Origin of the sequence: Streptomyces californicus (genome assembly GCF_000717645.1) — a bacterium.
Taxonomy (GTDB): Bacteria; Actinomycetota; Actinomycetes; order Streptomycetales; family Streptomycetaceae; genus Streptomyces; species Streptomyces californicus.
Window position 1 is genome coordinate 344,653 of record NZ_JNZZ01000003.1, and the last position, 15,749, is coordinate 360,401.

Annotated in this window: 15 protein-coding genes; 6 read left to right on the forward strand and 9 right to left on the reverse strand. The window is 73.4% G+C overall.

Going from position 1 to position 15,749, the window contains the following annotated elements; genetic code table 11:
- Positions 1 to 8: 8 nt before the first annotated feature.
- Both IF19_RS0106475 and IF19_RS0106480 read right to left on the reverse strand, forming a co-directional pair.
- Positions 9 to 875 (reverse strand): PHP domain-containing protein, encoded by an 867-nt coding sequence (locus tag IF19_RS0106475; protein ID WP_030119475.1) that lies wholly within the window; start codon positions 873 to 875, stop codon positions 9 to 11.
- Positions 876 to 1,002: 127 nt separating this feature from the next.
- Positions 1,003 to 1,680: a DUF6758 family protein gene (locus IF19_RS0106480; protein WP_030198506.1), complete on the reverse strand. Its 678-nt coding sequence runs from the start codon at positions 1,678 to 1,680 to the stop codon at positions 1,003 to 1,005.
- A 168-nt stretch (positions 1,681 to 1,848) separates the two neighbouring features.
- Between IF19_RS0106480 and IF19_RS0106485 the strand changes: the two genes are divergently transcribed.
- Positions 1,849 to 3,087, forward strand: coding sequence for an MFS transporter (locus IF19_RS0106485; protein ID WP_030277711.1), 1,239 nt, complete (start codon positions 1,849 to 1,851; stop codon positions 3,085 to 3,087).
- Between the two features lie 196 nt (positions 3,088 to 3,283).
- On the opposite strand, the gene IF19_RS0106490 is transcribed toward IF19_RS0106485, so the two are convergent.
- Positions 3,284 to 3,868, reverse strand: a complete 585-nt coding sequence (locus IF19_RS0106490) for a suppressor of fused domain protein (RefSeq protein WP_030119471.1) — start codon at positions 3,866 to 3,868, stop codon at positions 3,284 to 3,286.
- 465 nt (positions 3,869 to 4,333) lie between these two features.
- Here IF19_RS0106490 and IF19_RS0106495 point away from each other — a divergent pair, with 465 nt between their 5' ends.
- Positions 4,334 to 5,467, forward strand: a complete 1,134-nt coding sequence (locus tag IF19_RS0106495) for a magnesium and cobalt transport protein CorA (RefSeq protein ID WP_030119470.1) — start codon at positions 4,334 to 4,336, stop codon at positions 5,465 to 5,467.
- A 157-nt stretch (positions 5,468 to 5,624) separates the two neighbouring features.
- Positions 5,625 to 6,146, forward strand: coding sequence for a hypothetical protein (locus IF19_RS0106500; protein WP_030119469.1), 522 nt, complete (start codon positions 5,625 to 5,627; stop codon positions 6,144 to 6,146).
- A gap of 14 nt (positions 6,147 to 6,160) precedes the next feature.
- On the opposite strand, the gene IF19_RS0106505 is transcribed toward IF19_RS0106500, so the two are convergent.
- Positions 6,161 to 6,928 carry a hypothetical protein gene (locus tag IF19_RS0106505; protein WP_030119468.1) on the reverse strand — a complete coding sequence of 256 codons (768 nt, stop codon included), beginning with the start codon at positions 6,926 to 6,928 and terminating at the stop codon, positions 6,161 to 6,163.
- Positions 6,929 to 7,195: 267 nt separating this feature from the next.
- Between IF19_RS0106505 and IF19_RS0106510 the strand changes: the two genes are divergently transcribed.
- Genes IF19_RS0106510 through IF19_RS0106520 form a run of 3 tightly spaced genes read left to right on the forward strand, consistent with a single transcriptional unit; the run spans position 7,196 to position 10,218 of the window.
- The gene (locus tag IF19_RS0106510) at positions 7,196 to 8,494 is read left to right on the forward strand and encodes a magnesium transporter MgtE N-terminal domain-containing protein (RefSeq protein ID WP_030119467.1); all 1,299 of its coding nucleotides are present in this window, start codon (positions 7,196 to 7,198) and stop codon (positions 8,492 to 8,494) included.
- Entirely contained in the window at positions 8,481 to 9,059 is a 579-nt protein-coding gene (locus IF19_RS0106515) for a DUF1003 domain-containing protein (RefSeq protein WP_030277713.1), read from the forward strand. Before IF19_RS0106510 ends, IF19_RS0106515 begins: the two co-directional genes overlap by 14 nt.
- Positions 9,060 to 9,084: 25 nt before the next feature.
- Positions 9,085 to 10,218 (forward strand): Mrp/NBP35 family ATP-binding protein, encoded by a 1,134-nt coding sequence (locus IF19_RS0106520; RefSeq protein ID WP_030119466.1) that lies wholly within the window; start codon positions 9,085 to 9,087, stop codon positions 10,216 to 10,218.
- 162 nt (positions 10,219 to 10,380) lie between these two features.
- Here the strand turns inward: IF19_RS0106520 and IF19_RS0106525 are convergent, their stop codons facing one another.
- From IF19_RS0106525 to sigE, 5 genes are all read right to left on the reverse strand, one after another.
- A complete protein-coding gene (locus IF19_RS0106525; RefSeq protein ID WP_030119465.1) occupies positions 10,381 to 11,055 on the reverse strand; it encodes a hypothetical protein in 675 nt (224 codons plus the stop codon).
- A gap of 123 nt (positions 11,056 to 11,178) precedes the next feature.
- Positions 11,179 to 11,670: a sec-independent translocase gene (locus IF19_RS0106530; RefSeq protein WP_030119464.1), complete on the reverse strand. Its 492-nt coding sequence runs from the start codon at positions 11,668 to 11,670 to the stop codon at positions 11,179 to 11,181.
- 152 nt (positions 11,671 to 11,822) lie between these two features.
- The gene (locus IF19_RS0106540) at positions 11,823 to 13,781 is read right to left on the reverse strand and encodes a S1C family serine protease (protein WP_030277714.1); all 1,959 of its coding nucleotides are present in this window, start codon (positions 13,779 to 13,781) and stop codon (positions 11,823 to 11,825) included.
- A gap of 89 nt (positions 13,782 to 13,870) precedes the next feature.
- Entirely contained in the window at positions 13,871 to 14,923 is a 1,053-nt protein-coding gene (locus tag IF19_RS0106545) for an anti-sigma factor family protein (RefSeq protein WP_030277716.1), read from the reverse strand.
- A complete protein-coding gene (gene sigE, locus IF19_RS0106550; RefSeq protein ID WP_172674269.1) occupies positions 14,920 to 15,681 on the reverse strand; it encodes an RNA polymerase sigma factor SigE in 762 nt (253 codons plus the stop codon). Before sigE ends, IF19_RS0106545 begins: the two co-directional genes overlap by 4 nt.
- Positions 15,682 to 15,749: the final 68 nt, after the last annotated feature.

The following is a 15,749-nucleotide window of genomic DNA, read 5'->3' on the forward strand; positions in this document are numbered from 1 at the left end:
CAGGTCGGCTAGCGGCGGACGGCTCCGCCGGCGCCCGGCACGGGGAAGGCCCCCGTGGCGCGCCGGGTGATCTCGCCGTAGACCTCGGGGTCGGTGGTGCACGCGCCGAGTTCGATGGGCTTGCGGCTGCCGTGGTAATCGCTGGAGCCGGTGGTCAGCAGGTCCAGTTCGCGGGCGAGGCCGCGCAGCCGGGCCCGGGCGGGCGCGTCGTGGTCGAGGTGGTCGACCTCGATGCCGTCGAGTCCGGCGGCGGCGAGCGCCGCGATGGTGGACTCGGGGACCACGGCGCCGCGTTTCACGGCGGCGGGGTGGGCGAAGACGGTCACCCCGCCCGCGGCCTTCACCAGCCGGACGGCGTCGAAGGGGTCGAGCTCGTGCTTCGCCGCGGACGCCCGTCCCCCGTGGCCCAGCCACTCGGGCGTGAAGGCGTCGGAGACGGTGGGGACGACGCCGAGCTCGACGAGGGCGGCGGCGACGTGCGGGCGGCCGACCGAACCGTCGCCGGCGATGCGGGCGACCTGTTCCCAGGTGACGGGGACGTCGAGGGCGCGCAGCTTGCGGATCATCTCCCGGGCGCGCGGCACCCGGTCGTCGCGGACGCGCTCCCGGGCCTGCGCCAGCTCGGCGTCGGCCGGGTCGAAGAGGTACGCGAGCAGGTGCATGCTCACGCCGTCCACCCGGCAGGACAGCTCGGCCCCGGTGACGAGCGTGAGGCCCTCGGGCAGTGCGTCGACGGCCTCACGGTGTCCGCCGACGGTGTCGTGGTCGGTGAGCGCGACGACGTCCAGGCCCGCGGCGACGGCGTTGGCCACCAGCTCGGCGGGGGTGTCCGTGCCGTCCGAAGCGGTGGAGTGGGTGTGCAGATCGATGCGCACGACGCGTGACTCCGGGGCTCGCGGGCGGACGGGGGACCGCTCAAGGATAACCGCAGCCCAGCGCTCCCCCGCCGCCCGTCGCTCCCCGCCGTCCGCCGCTCCCCCGCCGCCTGTCGCTCCCCGCCGCCTACCGCTCCCCCGCCGCCTGTCGCGGCGGCGTCTCGGGGCGGGCGAGCAGCCGGGGGCTGAGCGCGCCGCAGGGGACCAGGTCCACCTCTCCCCCGGCGTCCCGGAGGTCGGTCAGGACCAGTTCGTCGTACATCAGGAGCCCCGACTGCTCCGGCCACAGGATCGCCCAGAGCCAGAGCCCGCGCGCCTCGCCGGCGAAGACGGCCCGGTCCTCCGGGGCGTTCTTGACGTGCCAGAGCGGGGTGGGGCGGCCGGCGGCGTGGACCTTGGCGTCGGGGGCGGCGTCGACGTTCAGATGGGGGCCGGGGTCCAGTCCCTCGATCCCCGCGTACCGGGCGCCGAGGCCGACGCCCAGCTCCTCGGCGACCAGCAGCAGCTCTCCCATACCGCCCAGGGGGCCGGGCCCGGAGCAGGCCACGGCGCTCGCGCGTCCGCCGCTGCGGTCGTCGCCCGCGCCGGCGACGCCGGTGAACAGCCAGCCCACGGGGAGCGGCCAGGGCATCCAGACGGGGACCCGGGCGCGGTGCACCACGACGCCGAGCGCTTCGACGCTCGGCGGGACGACCGGCTGCAGCGGCTGGACCGGGCCGTGCGCGGCGCACTGCCAGGCGTCGGCGAAGAGGCCGGGCGCCCTGACCCGGCCACCGCACTTCGGGCAACTGGGTTCGCCCCTCATAACCCCCCACCGTCCTCCCCGCCGGACGTCCCGTCAAGGACGATCACCCGTCCGCAGCGTGGCTCTGACCGGGGAAAATAGGTGTAGCTTGCATTTATTAGTTTGTCTAACTTATCCTGTGCATAACGCATCGATCCGGCGAGGCCGAAGGAGAGAGGGAGAGAGCCCATGCAGGGAGAGGATCCGTTCGACGAGGGGGCGACGGGGGCCGGGCTCCTGCGCCAGCCGAAGGCCGTCTGGGCCACGGCGGGCGCATCGGTGGTGGCCTTCATGGGGATCGGACTGGTGGACCCGATCCTCCCGTCCATCGCCAAGGGACTGGAAGCGTCGCCGAGCCAGGTGTCGCTGCTGTTCACCTCGTACTTCCTGATCACCGCGTTCGCGATGCTGGTCACCGGCTTCGTCTCCAGCCGCATCGGCGGCCGCAAGACCCTGCTGGCCGGCCTCGCGCTCGTGATCGTCTTCGCCGCCCTCTCCGGCACCTCGTCCTCGGTCGGCGAACTGGTCGGTTTCCGGGCCGGCTGGGGCCTGGGCAACGCCCTGTTCGTCTCCACCGCCCTCGCGGTGATCGTCGGAGCGGCGGCGGGCGGCAGCGCGGCGGCGATCCTGCTGTACGAGTCGGCGCTCGGCCTCGGCATGGCGTGCGGGCCGCTGCTCGGCGCGCTGCTGGGCGACGCGAGCTGGCGCTACCCGTTCTTCGGGACGGCGGCGCTGATGGCGGTCGGCTTCCTCTGCATCGCGGCATTCCTCAAGGAGCAGCCGAAGCCGGCCCGCAGGACGTCCCTGCTCGATCCGGTGAAGGCGCTGGGCCACGGCGGACTCGCCTCGGTGGCGGCGTCGGCGTTCTTCTACAACTACGCCTTCTTCACGATCCTGGCGTTCACGCCGTTCGTGCTGGACATGACCCCGTACAAGTCGGGCGCGGTCTTCTTCGCCTGGGGTCTGCTGCTCGCCGTCTTCTCCGTGCTGGTCGCCCCGCGCCTCCAGCGCCGCTTCGGCTCGCTCAAGGTGCTCGGCGCCTCACTGGTGCTGCTCGCGGCCGACCTGCTGGTCCTCGGATACGGCGGCCACACCACGGCGGTCGTCGCCACGATCGTCTCCGGCGCGTTCATCGGCATGAACAACACCGTCTACACCGAGCTGGCCCTCGGCGTCTCGGACGCGCCGCGGCCGGTGGCGAGCGCCGGGTACAACTTCGTCCGCTGGTTCGCCGCGGCGGCCGCCCCCTTCCTGGCCCCGAAGATCGAGGAGTGGACCGATGTCCACATCCCGTTCGTCGTGGCCGCGCTCGCCGCCGTCGTCGGAGCGGTCGTCGTGGGCGTCCGGCGTACGGCGCTGACCCACGAGGCGCAGGAACTGGAGCCGGTCCACGCCATGGAGGACGGCGTCACGGCCTTCGCCGACTGACCCTCCGTGGACCCGGCCGGGCCCGGTCCGGCGGCGCGCCCGACGCACCGCCCGGATCCGGCCCGGCCGACGTACCGGTGACGGCCGGGGGGCTCAGTCCAGCGGTACGTCCCGGTGGCGGCCGACCGGACTCCGAACAGCGGTGGGTCCCGCCGGTCCCAGTCCAGCGGTAGGCCCAGGTGGCGGCCGGTCGGTCTCAGTCCAGCGGTACGGACGTGCGCAGCGGATCGCGTACGTCCGTACCGTGCGTCAGCCACCGCTCCTGGAGCTCCTGCGCCCCGCGCACCCGCTTCCAGGCGGCCTCGTTGGGCGTCATCGGCAGCAGCGGCAGGAAGCGCACCGGCTCCATCGGCTCGTCCAGCTCCAGGTCCTCCACCAGGCCGCCGGACTCCGCGACCAGGACGGACGTGAACGGCGCCCCGGGCCACAGCGGTTCGCCCAGGTCCAGCGAGGCGCCCGGGGCCACGATCACCCCCTCGACCTGCGGGGAGGTGGCCAGCACGGCGAGCGGGCGCAACACCTGGTCGGTGTCGGCGAGTCCGCCCCGTACGGAGAGGACCAGCTCGGCGCGCGGACCCTTCACCGGATCGGCGAGCGGGGAGGTCGGATCGGCCATCGGCGCGCCCGACATGCCGAGCGTCGCGTACCGCACGATGTCGCCGTCGAGGAAGCGCAGCACCTGGACGCGGTCCGTGCCGAGGAACGTCACATCGGCGCGTGCGTCCGGCTCCCCGAGGGCGGAGACGAGCCGCGCCTCGACCAGCGCGAGAATTTCTGCCATGCCGCGAGCATAGATCGCGTAGTGAATGGGCAAAGTACGGGATTGGCCCTGGGACGGCTGATAGCCTGGCCGCCGGTCGGGACAGCGCGCAGAAGCGTCGCTCTTCTTCGTCCCGACGACACGTCGTCCCCCACGGGGGACCGGCCGGAGGAGGTGGGGACTGCCATGGATCCAAGTCGACCGTGCAGTACCGACCGCTCTTCCGCGCCTCGCCTTTCCCGTTGATCCGACGCCTCGTCGGTCGTCCGGTGCCGGCCCCTCCGTCACCGCAGGACGCCTCCCCGACGGCGGTTCGCGTGACGGAAGAGCTCTTCGTTCCTGCCTGCCTGTAACGAGTTTTGCCTGTCTGTAGCGAACGCCGTCATCGCGCCCGCGCGGTGGAGCCCGCTTTGCGGACGTGAGCTCACGTCCCCATTCCGGGCTGTTCCACGCCCTCGCCGACGGCCCTCCGTGAAGGAGCCAGCCATGTCGATGATCCGTGACCTGCGCGCCGCCGTGCGCCCCTCCCTGCGACCGCCCTTCCGCAAGAACAGCGGCACCGCCCCGTACAGCGCGTACGACGCCACCCGCGACCCGTCCGCCTCCAGCGCCGTCGTCGACTGCGCCGTCTACCGCGACGGCCGCCGGGTCGCCGCGCCCTCCGCCCCCACGCCGCACGAGGCCATGCTCCAGGTGCGGGAGGAGGGCGGCTTCGCGTGGATCGGCCTGCACGAGCCGACCGACGCCGAATTCGCGGGCATCGCGAGGGAGTTCGGGCTGCACCCGCTGGCGGTGGAGGACGCCGTCCACGCCCACCAGCGGCCCAAGCTGGAGCGGTACGACGACACGCTGTTCACCGTCTTCAAGACCATCCACTACGTGGAGCACGCCGAACTGACCGCGACCAGCGAGGTCGTGGAGACCGGCGAGGTCATGTGCTTCACCGGCCGGGACTTCGTCATCACCGTCCGGCACGGCGGCAAGGGCTCCCTGCGCGCCCTGCGCCACCGCCTCCAGGACGACCCCGAACTGCTGGCCAAGGGCCCCTCCGCCGTACTGCACGCCATCGCCGACCACGTCGTCGACGGGTACATCGCGGTGGCCGAGGCGGTGCAGGACGATATCGACGAGGTGGAGATCGACGTCTTCTCCTCCCCGGCCAAGGGCGGCCGGCGCGGCTCGGACGCGGGCCGGATCTACCAGCTCAAGCGCGAGGTCCTGGAGTTCAAGCGGGCCGTCTCCCCGCTGCTGCGCCCCATGCAGCTGCTGAGCGAGCGCCCGATGCGGCTGATCGACCCCGACATCCAGAAGTACTTCCGCGACGTCGCCGACCACCTCGCCCGGGTCCAGGAGGAGGTCCTCGGCTTCGACGAACTGCTGAACTCGATCCTCCAGGCGAACCTGGCGCAGGCGACGGTCACGCAGAACGAGGACATGCGCAAGATCACCTCATGGGCGGCGATCATCGCCGTGCCGACGATGATCTGCGGGGTCTACGGCATGAACTTCGACTACATGCCGGAGCTGGAGTGGAAGTACGGCTATCCGCTGGTGCTCGGCGTGATCGGGGCGGTCTGCTTCTCGATCCACCGCATCCTCAAGCGCAACGGCTGGCTGTAGCCCCGCGCCCGCTCGGCGGAACCCGGCCCGGGCCCCTGCCCTGCCCTGCCCGGGCCCATGCCCTGCCCGCCGGAGCCCCGCCCGGCCCCACGCCCCGCGCACCGGACCCCGCCCGGGCCCGCACCCGGAAGCTCCGCGCCCGTCTAAGCTCACGCCCATGACTGACGCTTGTGCCGAGCTGCTGGACAGGGCCCTCGCCGAGGAGGCCACGAAGAAGTCCGGCCTCGTCTGGGTCCGGGCCTCCGGGCCCGCCCGCGCCGTCTGGCACGTCTGGCACGAGGGCGCGGCGCTCCTGGTCGGCGGCGGCCCCGGTGAGCAGCCGCTGCCGGAGGGCCTGGCCGACGGGGGCCGCGCCGAGGTGACCGTACGCAGCAAGGACAAGGGCGGCCGGATCGTCGCCTGGAGCGCGGCCGTACGGTTCCTGGCGCCGCGCTCCGAGGAGTGGGAGGCGGCCGTCGCCGAGCTGAAGGGCAAGCGGCTGAACGCGCCGGACGCCGAGGCGATGCCCGAGCGGTGGGCGCGCACGTGCACGGTGGCGCGGCTGACGCCCGAGGCGGTCAGCACCGCGCTCCCGGACACCTCCCTGGCGGCCGCCCCGCTGCCGACGCCGGCCACCACCCGCGAGCCCGTTCCGCCGGCGCTCCCCCGGCTGCTGCTGAAGCGCCGCCGGAAGGGCTGACCCGTCCGCCGCCGTCAGCCGGCGGACTTGGGGAGCTGGCCGCCGTAGTCGACCGTGTCGTCCTCGTCGGGCGCCTCCAGCGGGAAGGTCTGCCCCCAGTCGGCGAGCGTGACCGTGCCGGCGCCGCCGCCCCGGGCCACCCGGAGCGGGTACGGCTCGTCCTCCAGGGAGACGTCGAAGGCCCCGCCCTCGCCCTTGCCGCCCAGCACCTGGATGGTGCGGTGTCCGCCGACCGTGTCCCGGTCGCCCTTGTTGACGGTGCCGTGCAGCGCGAGGAGCCCGTCGAGCAGGACGTCCTTGTCGGTGAAGCCGCGCAGCCTCTTGTAGCTGGGGTCGCCCTGGGGGACCTTGACGTACTTGCCGCCCAGCTTGTCGGCGGCCGCCACATCGCCGGCCTCGCCCTGCCGCGCGCTGTCCTCATGGGTCCAGAACTCGGCGGGCGCCTTCAGGTACAGCTCGTCGTCGATCCGCAGCAGCGCGAAGCTCTGCTCCTTCGAACTCACCGAGCCCATGCCGCCCTGCGCGGTGAGCTTCATGTCGAGCCGGTAGGTGCCGCCCTTGCTGACCAGCGTGCCCGACAGCCGTACCGCGCTCGCCGCGTCCGCCGCCGCCCTGGCCTTCTCGTCGATCTCGGCGGCGCTGAGTCTGGCGACGCCGTTGGTCCCCTTGTCCGGGTCCTCCTCGGTGCCGCAGGCGGCCAGGGCCGCGGTCAGCCCTCCGCACAGCACCAGGGCGAGGGCGGTCCGGCGGCGGTTGCGCACGGCCGGGGCAAAAGAGGTCACGGGCGTACTGCCTCTCCACTGCGATCGGGGGTAGCAGACGGCAGCGTACCCGGGGCGCGGGCACCGCCCGGCAGCCAGCCGTACGGACGGGTCCGCCGGGGCGGGGAGCGGTGGTACGGGCTAGCCTGATCACGGCGTACCGGCGAAACGCGCTGGTCGGCGCGGCCGGCTGGTACGGATGCCTGAGCGGATACCGGGCAGGTGGACCGGCACGGGCGCCTCGACGGGCGGACCGGCAGGGACACGGACGGACGAAGGAGGCGGCGGATGGCTGCGGTCACGCACAGGGTCTTCGTCTCCCATCTGTCCGGGGTGCCCGTCTTCGACCCGAACGGCGACCAGGTCGGCCGGGTCCGCGATCTGGTGGCGATGCTGCGGGTCGGCGGACGGCCGCCGCGCATCCTGGGCCTGGTGGTCGAGGTGATCAGCCGGCGGCGGATCTTCCTGCCGATGACCCGGGTGACGGGCGTCGAGTCCGGCCAGGTCATCACCACCGGCGTGGTCAACATGCGGCGCTTCGAGCAGCGGCCCACCGAACGGCTCGTCCTCGGCGAGTTCCTGGACCGCCGGGTGCGGCTGGTGGACGGCCACGACCAGGAGGGCGAGGAGGTCACCGTCCTGGACGTGGCGATCCAGCAGTTGCCCGCCCGCCGCGACTGGGAGATCGACAAGTACTTCGTCCGCAAGGGGCGCGGCGGGGCGCTGCGCCGCAAGGGCGAGACGTTGACGGTGGAGTGGTCGGCGGTCAGCGGCTTCTCGCTGGACGAGCACGGCCAGGGCGCGGAGAACCTGGTCGCCACGTTCGAGCGGCTGCGCCCCACCGACGTGGCCAACGCCCTGCACCACCTCTCGCCCAAGCGCCGGGCGGAGGTCGCGGCGGCCCTGGACGACGACCGGCTGGCGGACGTCCTTGAGGAGCTGCCCGAGGACGACCAGGTGGAGATCATTGGCAAGCTCGCCGAGGAGCGGGCCGCCGACGTCCTGGAGGCGATGGACCCGGACGACGCGGCCGACCTGCTCTCCGAGCTGCCGGAGGAGGACAAGGAACGCCTCCTGGAGCTGATGCGGCCCGACGACGCGGCCGACGTGCGCCGGCTGCTGTCGTACGAGGAGCGCACGGCGGGCGGTCTGATGACGACCGAACCGATCGTGCTGCGGCCGGACGCCACGGTGGCCGACGCGCTGGCCCGGGTGCGCCAGCAGGACCTGTCGCCGGCGCTGGCCGCGCAGGTGTACGTGTGCCGCTCCCCCGACGAGACCCCCACGGGCAAGTACCTGGGCACCGTGCACTTCCAGCGGCTGCTGCGCGATCCGCCGTTCACCCTGGTCAGCTCGATCGTCGACAGCGATCTGGTGCCGCTGCCGCCGGACACCCCGCTGCCGCTGGTCACCAGCTATCTGGCCGCGTACAACATGGTCTCGGCCCCGGTGGTGGACGAGAGCGGTTCGCTGCTGGGCGCGGTGACGGTGGACGACGTGCTGGACCACCTGCTGCCGGACGACTGGCGCGAGACGGACCTGACGGATCTGCACGGGGAGGAGGGGATCGGACGTGGCGGGCGATGAGCGGGCGAAGGCGTCCTCGACCGGCTCCTCGGGGCTGATGCGGCCCCCGCGCACCCGGCTGGACCAGCCGAGGGCCCCGCGCCGGCGGCTGCTGCCGGAGTACGACCCGGAGGCGTTCGGCCGGTTCTCCGAGCGGATCGCTCGGTTCCTGGGGACCGGGCGGTTCATCGTCTGGATGACGCTGATCATCATCGTCTGGGTGCTGTGGAACATCTTCGCGCCCGAGCACCTGCGGTTCGACCAGTACCCGTTCATCTTCCTGACGCTGATGCTGTCGCTCCAGGCGTCGTACGCCGCTCCGCTGATCCTCCTCGCGCAGAACCGGCAGGACGACCGCGACCGGGTCACCCACGAGCAGGACCGCAAGCAGAACGAGCGCTCCATCGCCGACACCGAGTACCTGACGCGGGAGATCGCGGCGCTGCGCATGGGCCTGGGCGAGGTCGCCACCCGGGACTGGATCCGCTCGGAGCTCCAGGACATGGTGAAGGACATGGAGGAGCGCCGGACGGCCTTCCCGGACGAGAGTGACGAAGGCGACCGGGGAAGCGCTACCCGCGCGTAGCCCCCAGCGCCGTAACATCGTCCGTATGGCTACGGAAGACGCGGTGCTTGAGGCACTGTCGACAGTGAACGACCCGGAGATCCACCGCCCGATCACCGAGCTGGGCATGGTGAAATCGGTCGAGATCGATCCTGACGGTGCAGTGGCTGTCACGGTGTACCTCACGGTCTCCGGCTGCCCGATGCGCGACACCATCACCCGGAACGTGACCGACGCGGTCTCCCGGGTCGAGGGCGTCTCGCGGGTCGATGTAACCCTGGACGTGATGAGCGACGAGCAGCGCAAGGAGCTCGCGAGCTCGCTGCGCGGCTCCAACGCCGAGCGGGAGGTGCCCTTCGCCCAGCCCGGTTCGCTGACCCGGGTGTACGCGGTCGCCTCCGGCAAGGGCGGCGTCGGCAAGTCCTCGGTGACGGTGAACCTCGCCGCGGCGATGGCAGCGGACGGGCTGAAGGTCGGCGTCGTGGACGCGGACATCTACGGGCACAGCGTGCCCCGGATGCTCGGCGCGGACGGCAAGCCCACCCAGGTCGAGAACATGATCATGCCGCCGTCCTCGCACGGCGTGAAGGTCATCTCCATCGGCATGTTCACCCCGGGCAACGCGCCCGTGGTGTGGCGCGGCCCGATGCTGCACCGGGCGCTCCAGCAGTTCCTCGCCGACGTGTACTGGGGCGACCTGGACGTCCTGCTGCTGGACCTGCCGCCGGGCACGGGCGACATCGCGATCTCGGTTGCGCAGCTCGTCCCGAACGCGGAGATCCTGGTCGTCACGACCCCGCAGCAGGCGGCGGCCGAGGTGGCGGAGCGGGCCGGTTCGATCGCCGTGCAGACCCACCAGAAGATCGTGGGCGTGGTGGAGAACATGTCGGGCATGCCGTGCCCGCACTGCGACGAGATGGTCGACGTGTTCGGCTCGGGCGGCGGCGCGCGGGTCGCCGAGGGGCTGACGCGCACGGTCGGCGCCGAGGTGCCGGTGCTCGGCGCGATCCCGATCGACGTACGGCTGCGCGAGGGCGGTGACGAGGGCAAGCCGGTCGTCCTCTCCGACCCCGACTCCCCGGCCGGCGGCGCGCTGCGGGAGATCGCGCGGAAGCTGGGCGGCCGTCAGCGCGGCCTGTCCGGCATGTCGCTGGGGATCACCCCGCGCAACAAGTTCTGACGCGTCCTCGCGGGCGGGAACGCGCCCGAGGGCGACGGACACGACGGGGCGGGCCGGTGGTCATCCGGCCCGCCCCGTCGTGTCGTTCCGCCCCGGGCCGCGCACGTCGCCCGCCCGGCCCCTCCTCGTCGTGCGCGCGCCGTCGTGCCGCGTGGGCGGCCGCTACGCGTAGGTCTCGATGTCCTTGATGGCCGCGAAGCCGAGACCGTACGCGCTCATCCCCCGCCCGTACGCCCCGATGTGGACGCCCTCGTGGGCGGAGCCGGCGAGGACCCACCCGAACTCGGACTCCCGGTAGTGGAACGTGACGGGGACCCCGTCCACCGGCAGCGAGAGCGTCGTCCAGGGCGCGCTGCCGAGGTCGTCGGCGAGGGTGAACGCCGTCTCGGTCTGCTGGTCCAGCCAGTCGTCGCGCAGGGTGTGGTCCATCTGGGCCGGCCAGGTGTACGCGAGCAGACCGGAGCCCGCGAGCCAGGCGGCCGAGGACACCGTGGTGGCGTCCAGCACGCCGGTGCCGTCGCCGCTGCGCCGTACGGGGCTGGCGGCCACGGTGATGACCGCCGCGAACCGCTCCTTGTCGGCCGAGGCCCCGTCCGTCTTCACCGACGGCTCGTCCCCGTGCCCCGTCGCACCGTGCTGCACCGTGCCGTCCGCCGCGGTGCCGACCTGCATCAGCCAGCGCGGCCCGGTGAATGCCTCGTCCAGCCCGTACCAGGGGAAGGCCGCCTTCAGATAGCCGTCGACGTCCCGCCGGGCGGCCGCCGCCCCCCGTGGCGTCTCCTCCGCCGTGGCCGTGCCCGGGACACCGTCCGTATCAATCCGACTCGTCGTCTCCATCTGCGCGGCCGCCTCCTCGATCAGTCATGATCCGGAGCGGCCCGCCCCCCGCGGGCTCGGGTCCTCGCAACCGGACAGATGGAGAATAGCCATACCGTCCGGACGAGCCGGGATTGACCGGGGTCAGGTGGCGTCTGCGTCGAACGGCGGGCGCTCGGGCCGGTCCTGCCGCGGTGCCTTCTTCAGCAGGTCAGGAGTGGTGTCGCCGGTCTTGGTGAGGCTGGTGGAGCCGCTGCCGGAGGCCGCGCCGTCCGCCGCACTGTTGGCGGTATCGGAGGCGGCCGGGGTGCGCCCGTTGACCGCGTCGGTGACCTCGGCGAGGTCCTTGCGCAGGTCGAAGCTCTCACGGATCTCCTTGAGCCCCAGGTCGTCGTTGCCGTCCATGAGCTGCTTGCGGACGAACGTCTTGGGGTTGAGGTCCTCGAACTCGAAGTCCTTGAACTGCGGACCCAGCTCGGAGCGGATGTCTTCCTTGGCGCTGTCCGAGAACTCGCGGATCTTGCGGATGGTGCGGGTGACGTCCTGGATCAGCTTGGGCAGCTTGTCGGGGCCGAAGACCAGCACGGCCAGCACTCCGAGCGTCAGCAGCTCCAGCGCGCCGATGTCATTGAACACCTAGTCGCTCCTCGTGTTCTCCGCGTGTTCTCCGTGCGATCACGGCCGGGCTCCCCGCCGCCCGGACCGCTCAAAGGTACCTGTCCAAGGTGTCCGGGCGGTACCTCGCGGTGGACGTCAGGGGCCGGTCCGGCCGGATCGGCCCGTCATCGTCACGCACCGCTCGCGGAGCCGAGCTTCAGGGTCACGGTCCGTTCCGCGCCGCCCCGGGTCAGCTTCAGCTCCAGCGCGTCGCCGGGGCGGTGGGCGCGGATCTTCACGATCAGCTCCTCTCCGCTGTGCACGCGCTGCCCCTCGACGTGGGTGATGACGTCGCCGGACCGGATGCCCGCCTTCGCCGCCGGGCCGTCCGCGGCGACGGCCGGCCCGCCCTCGGCGTCCTTGGCGCCGACCTTGGCCCCGTCGCCGGTGTACTTCATGTCCAGCGTGACGCCGATGACCGGGTGGGTGGCCCGGCCGGTGCTGATCAGCTCCTCGGCGACGCGCTTGCCCTGGTTGATCGGGATGGCGAAGCCGAGGCCGATGGAGCCGGACTGGCCGCCGGACTCGGGGCCCCGTCCGCTGTCGGCCGCCCGGATGGCGCTGTTGATGCCGATGACGTGGGCGCGGGTGTCGACCAGCGGGCCGCCGGAGTTGCCCGGGTTGATGGGGGCGTCGGTCTGGAGGGCGTCGACGTAGCTGATGTCGCTGCCGTCGCCCTTCTCGCCGCCCGCGGTGATCGGCCGCTGCTTGGCGCTGATGATCCCGGAGGTCACGGTGTTGGAGAGGTCGAAGGGCGCGCCGATGGCCACGACGGGGTCGCCGACCTGGACGTTGTCGGAGTTGCCCAGGGGCAGGGGCTTGAGCCCGGAGACCCCGCGCACCTTGACGACCGCGAGGTCGTAGCCGCTGTCCTTGCCGACGAGTTCGGCGGAGGCCGTCTCGCCGGTGCTGAACGTCACGGTGATGTCCCCGCCGCTTCCGGCCGGGGCGACGACGTGGTTGTTGGTCAGGATGTGGCCCTGGCCGTCGAGGACGAAGCCGGTGCCCGTGCCGGACTCGGCGGCGCCGCTGACGTGCAGGGTGACCACGCTGGGCAGGGCGCTGGCGGCGATGCCCGCGACGCTCTCGGGGGCCCGGCCGCCGTTGTCGCGGTCCGCCTGCGGCAGTTCGACGGTGGTCAGGCCGCCGTTGCGCTCGACGTACGCGCCGACTCCGCCGCCGATGCCGCCGGCGACCAGGGCCAGCAGGAGCGCCCCCATGAACGCCCCGCCGCGCCGCTTCTTCCGCCGCCCGGGGTCCCCGCCCTCGGGTCCCGGCCGGGTCAGCGGCTCGCCCGGGGCGCCCCAGGGGTCGTACTGGAGCCACTGCGTCTGGGGCTGCGTGTGCGTCTGCGTCTGCTGCGGGGGCGGCGCCGGTGCCGGATGGGGCGCCGGGTGCTCGGGGGCATTGTGCGGCGGCTGCGGGGCGTGGGCCTGGGGCTGCGGGGGCGGCAGCGGGAAGCCGTCGGCGGCGGTGGACGCGGGTACGGGGGGCGGGGTGACGCCGCCGCCCGGCGCGGCATAGCGCGGCGCGGGGCCACCGGCCCCCGGGGGTACGACGGTGCCGTGCGCGGGGGTGGGCCGCTGCACGGGCGGGGCGGGCGCCCATGGACCGGGGTCGCCGTAGGGCGGGGTGCGGTACTCGTCGGGCTCGTGCAACGGCTGCCCGGCCGCCCGGGGCCGGGGGACGTCGGTGCCGGGCTCGGGCGGGTGCGCGGCCGACTCCCGGTCCTCGGGAACGGCGGGCGCGGGAACCGCCGGGGCCTCGCTCGGGGCGGCGGGCGCGGGGGCGACCGGGGGCTTGCTCGGGGCGGCGGGCGCGGAAACCGCTGGGGACTCGCTCGGGGCGGCAGGCGCGGGGGCCGCCGGGGGCCTGCTCGGGGCGGCGGGCTCCCGGGCCTCCGGGGCGGCGGGCGCGGGGGCCGCCGGCCCGGAGCGGGCGTCACGCGCCCCGGTCTCGTCCGACGGCACCGGCTCCGGGGTCCCTGCCTCCGGGCCCGGGGCGGCCTCCCGCCCGGGGTGGTCGGCGCGCCGCGCCGCGGGGCGGCTCCACCACTTCGCCTGCGGCCCGGTGGGCTTCCCGTCGTCCATGCTCTCCCCGCAACTGGCCGCTGTACGCCCTCCAGGGGCGTCCCTCGGCGGAATTCAACCAGGTTTGCGAATCTCCGCGCAGGGTCCGGTCAGGGACGGGGCGACAGCGGGCTCGCCAGATCGTTGGCGGGCACGCCCGGAAGGGGCACCGAGGGGGCCGCCTTCGGCTTGGCGCCGCTGCCGAGCGCCACCGGCAACGGGGTACCGGGGGCGGCCGGGCGGACCAGCGGCGGCACGGTCACGTTCAGCACGGGGAGCACGAAGGGGTGCCCGGCCGGGACCTGGCCGGCGAACAGGCGAGGCGTGGTCGGCGGTGCCTTCCGGTTCACCGGAGGGGTGACGGCCGGGGCCGTCGGAGCCTTCCCGGTGAGCGCCGGAGGCACGCTGTTCGTGCCGGAGGGGGCCGTGCCGGAGGGCTGTGCCGGCGAGAGGAGGCCCTCGTCGGAGGCGGTGAGAGCGCCGCCGCCCCGACGGCTGACCGCCTTGGCGCCGTTCTCCGCGCGGGTCTCCGCGTCGAGCGGCGAAACGTTGTTCCCGGCGCCCTCGGCCCGGAGCGAGGGTTCGGGGCCGGAGTCGAGCGGCAGCGTGCCGCCCAGCGCGATGGCCGCGAGCGAGACGGCGCCGGCCGCCGCGAAGGCGAAGCGCCGGCCGCGCCAGGGCGAGCGGTCCGCGTCGCGGGCCACGTCGTGTATGCGGAAGACGGAGCCGCCGGGCCCGCCGGGCAGCACGGCGGTGGAGCCGTGCGCGGCGGGAACGTATCCGAAGCCGTCCAGCGGGGAGGGCGCCGGGTCGGCGTGGGCGGCGGAGCCGGTGGGCCGCGGCCCGGGGAAGAACTCCTCGGCGAAGGGTCCGCCGCCACCGAACGGCGCGCCGGAACCGGGCCCGTCGCCGCCAGGACCCCCGGGGAGGCCCTGGAGACGGGCCAGGAACCCCTCGGAGGGCGACGGTGAGGCGGACATGGCGAAGGCGCTCTTCAGACGGCGCTGGGCGTCGGCCTCGGCCTTGCACTTGGCGCAGGTCGCCAGATGGGCCAGGACCCGCTCGCGGGCGTCGTGCTTCAGCTCGCCGTCGACCAGCGCGGCGAGCCGGTCCCCCAGGTGCGCTTCGGCAGGGGTGGGACCGGTCGGACCTGTGCCACTCACGCCAGCCCGACCTCCTCCGCCAGGATCGCGTCCGCCAGGGAGCGCTGCTCGGCGCGGGCCTCGGGCGAACGGTGCTTGAGGGCCTTGCGCAGGTGCGATCGGCCGCGGTGGATACGGCTGCGGACGGTGCCGAGCTTCACCCCGAGGGTCGCGGCGATCTCCTCGTAGCTGAGGCCCTCGATGTCGCAGAGGACGACGGCCGCGCGGAACTCGGGCGCGAGGGTGTCCAGCGCCTGCTGCACGTCGGCGTCGAAGTGCGTGTCGTTGAAGACCTGCTGCGGGGACGGCTCACGGCTGGGCAGCCGCTCCGCCGCGTCGTCGCCGAGCGAGTCGAAGCGGATGCGCTGCTTGCGCCGGACCATGTCCAGGAAGAGGTTCGTCGTGATGCGGTGCAGCCAGCCCTCGAAGGTGCCGGGCGTGTACGTCGACAGCGAGCGGAACACCCGGACGAAGACCTCCTGGGTCAGGTCCTCGGCGTCGTGCTGGTTTCCCGTCAGGCGGTAGGCGAGGCGGTACACGCGACCGCTGTGCGTGCTGACGATCTCTTCCCATGAGGGCGGGGTCCACGCCTGGGCATCCGCATCGGAGGCGAAGGTCGCGGTCGGTGCGGAGGCTTCGGAAGAACGGTCAGCAATGTCGGTCACGGATTTCGGCTCACCGGCCGACCTGAGAAGGCGCCGCAGCTTCCCTCCCCGGTCCACAGGCGCAGCCGCACCTCCCCTATCGGCTCTGGTGGTGTCCAGTGGAGCCCCTACCATAGCCACCTCGCCCGTTAGCTCCGGATAAGCCTTTTCCCTGATGGGGCCGGGCGTCGCCCGGTTCTTCG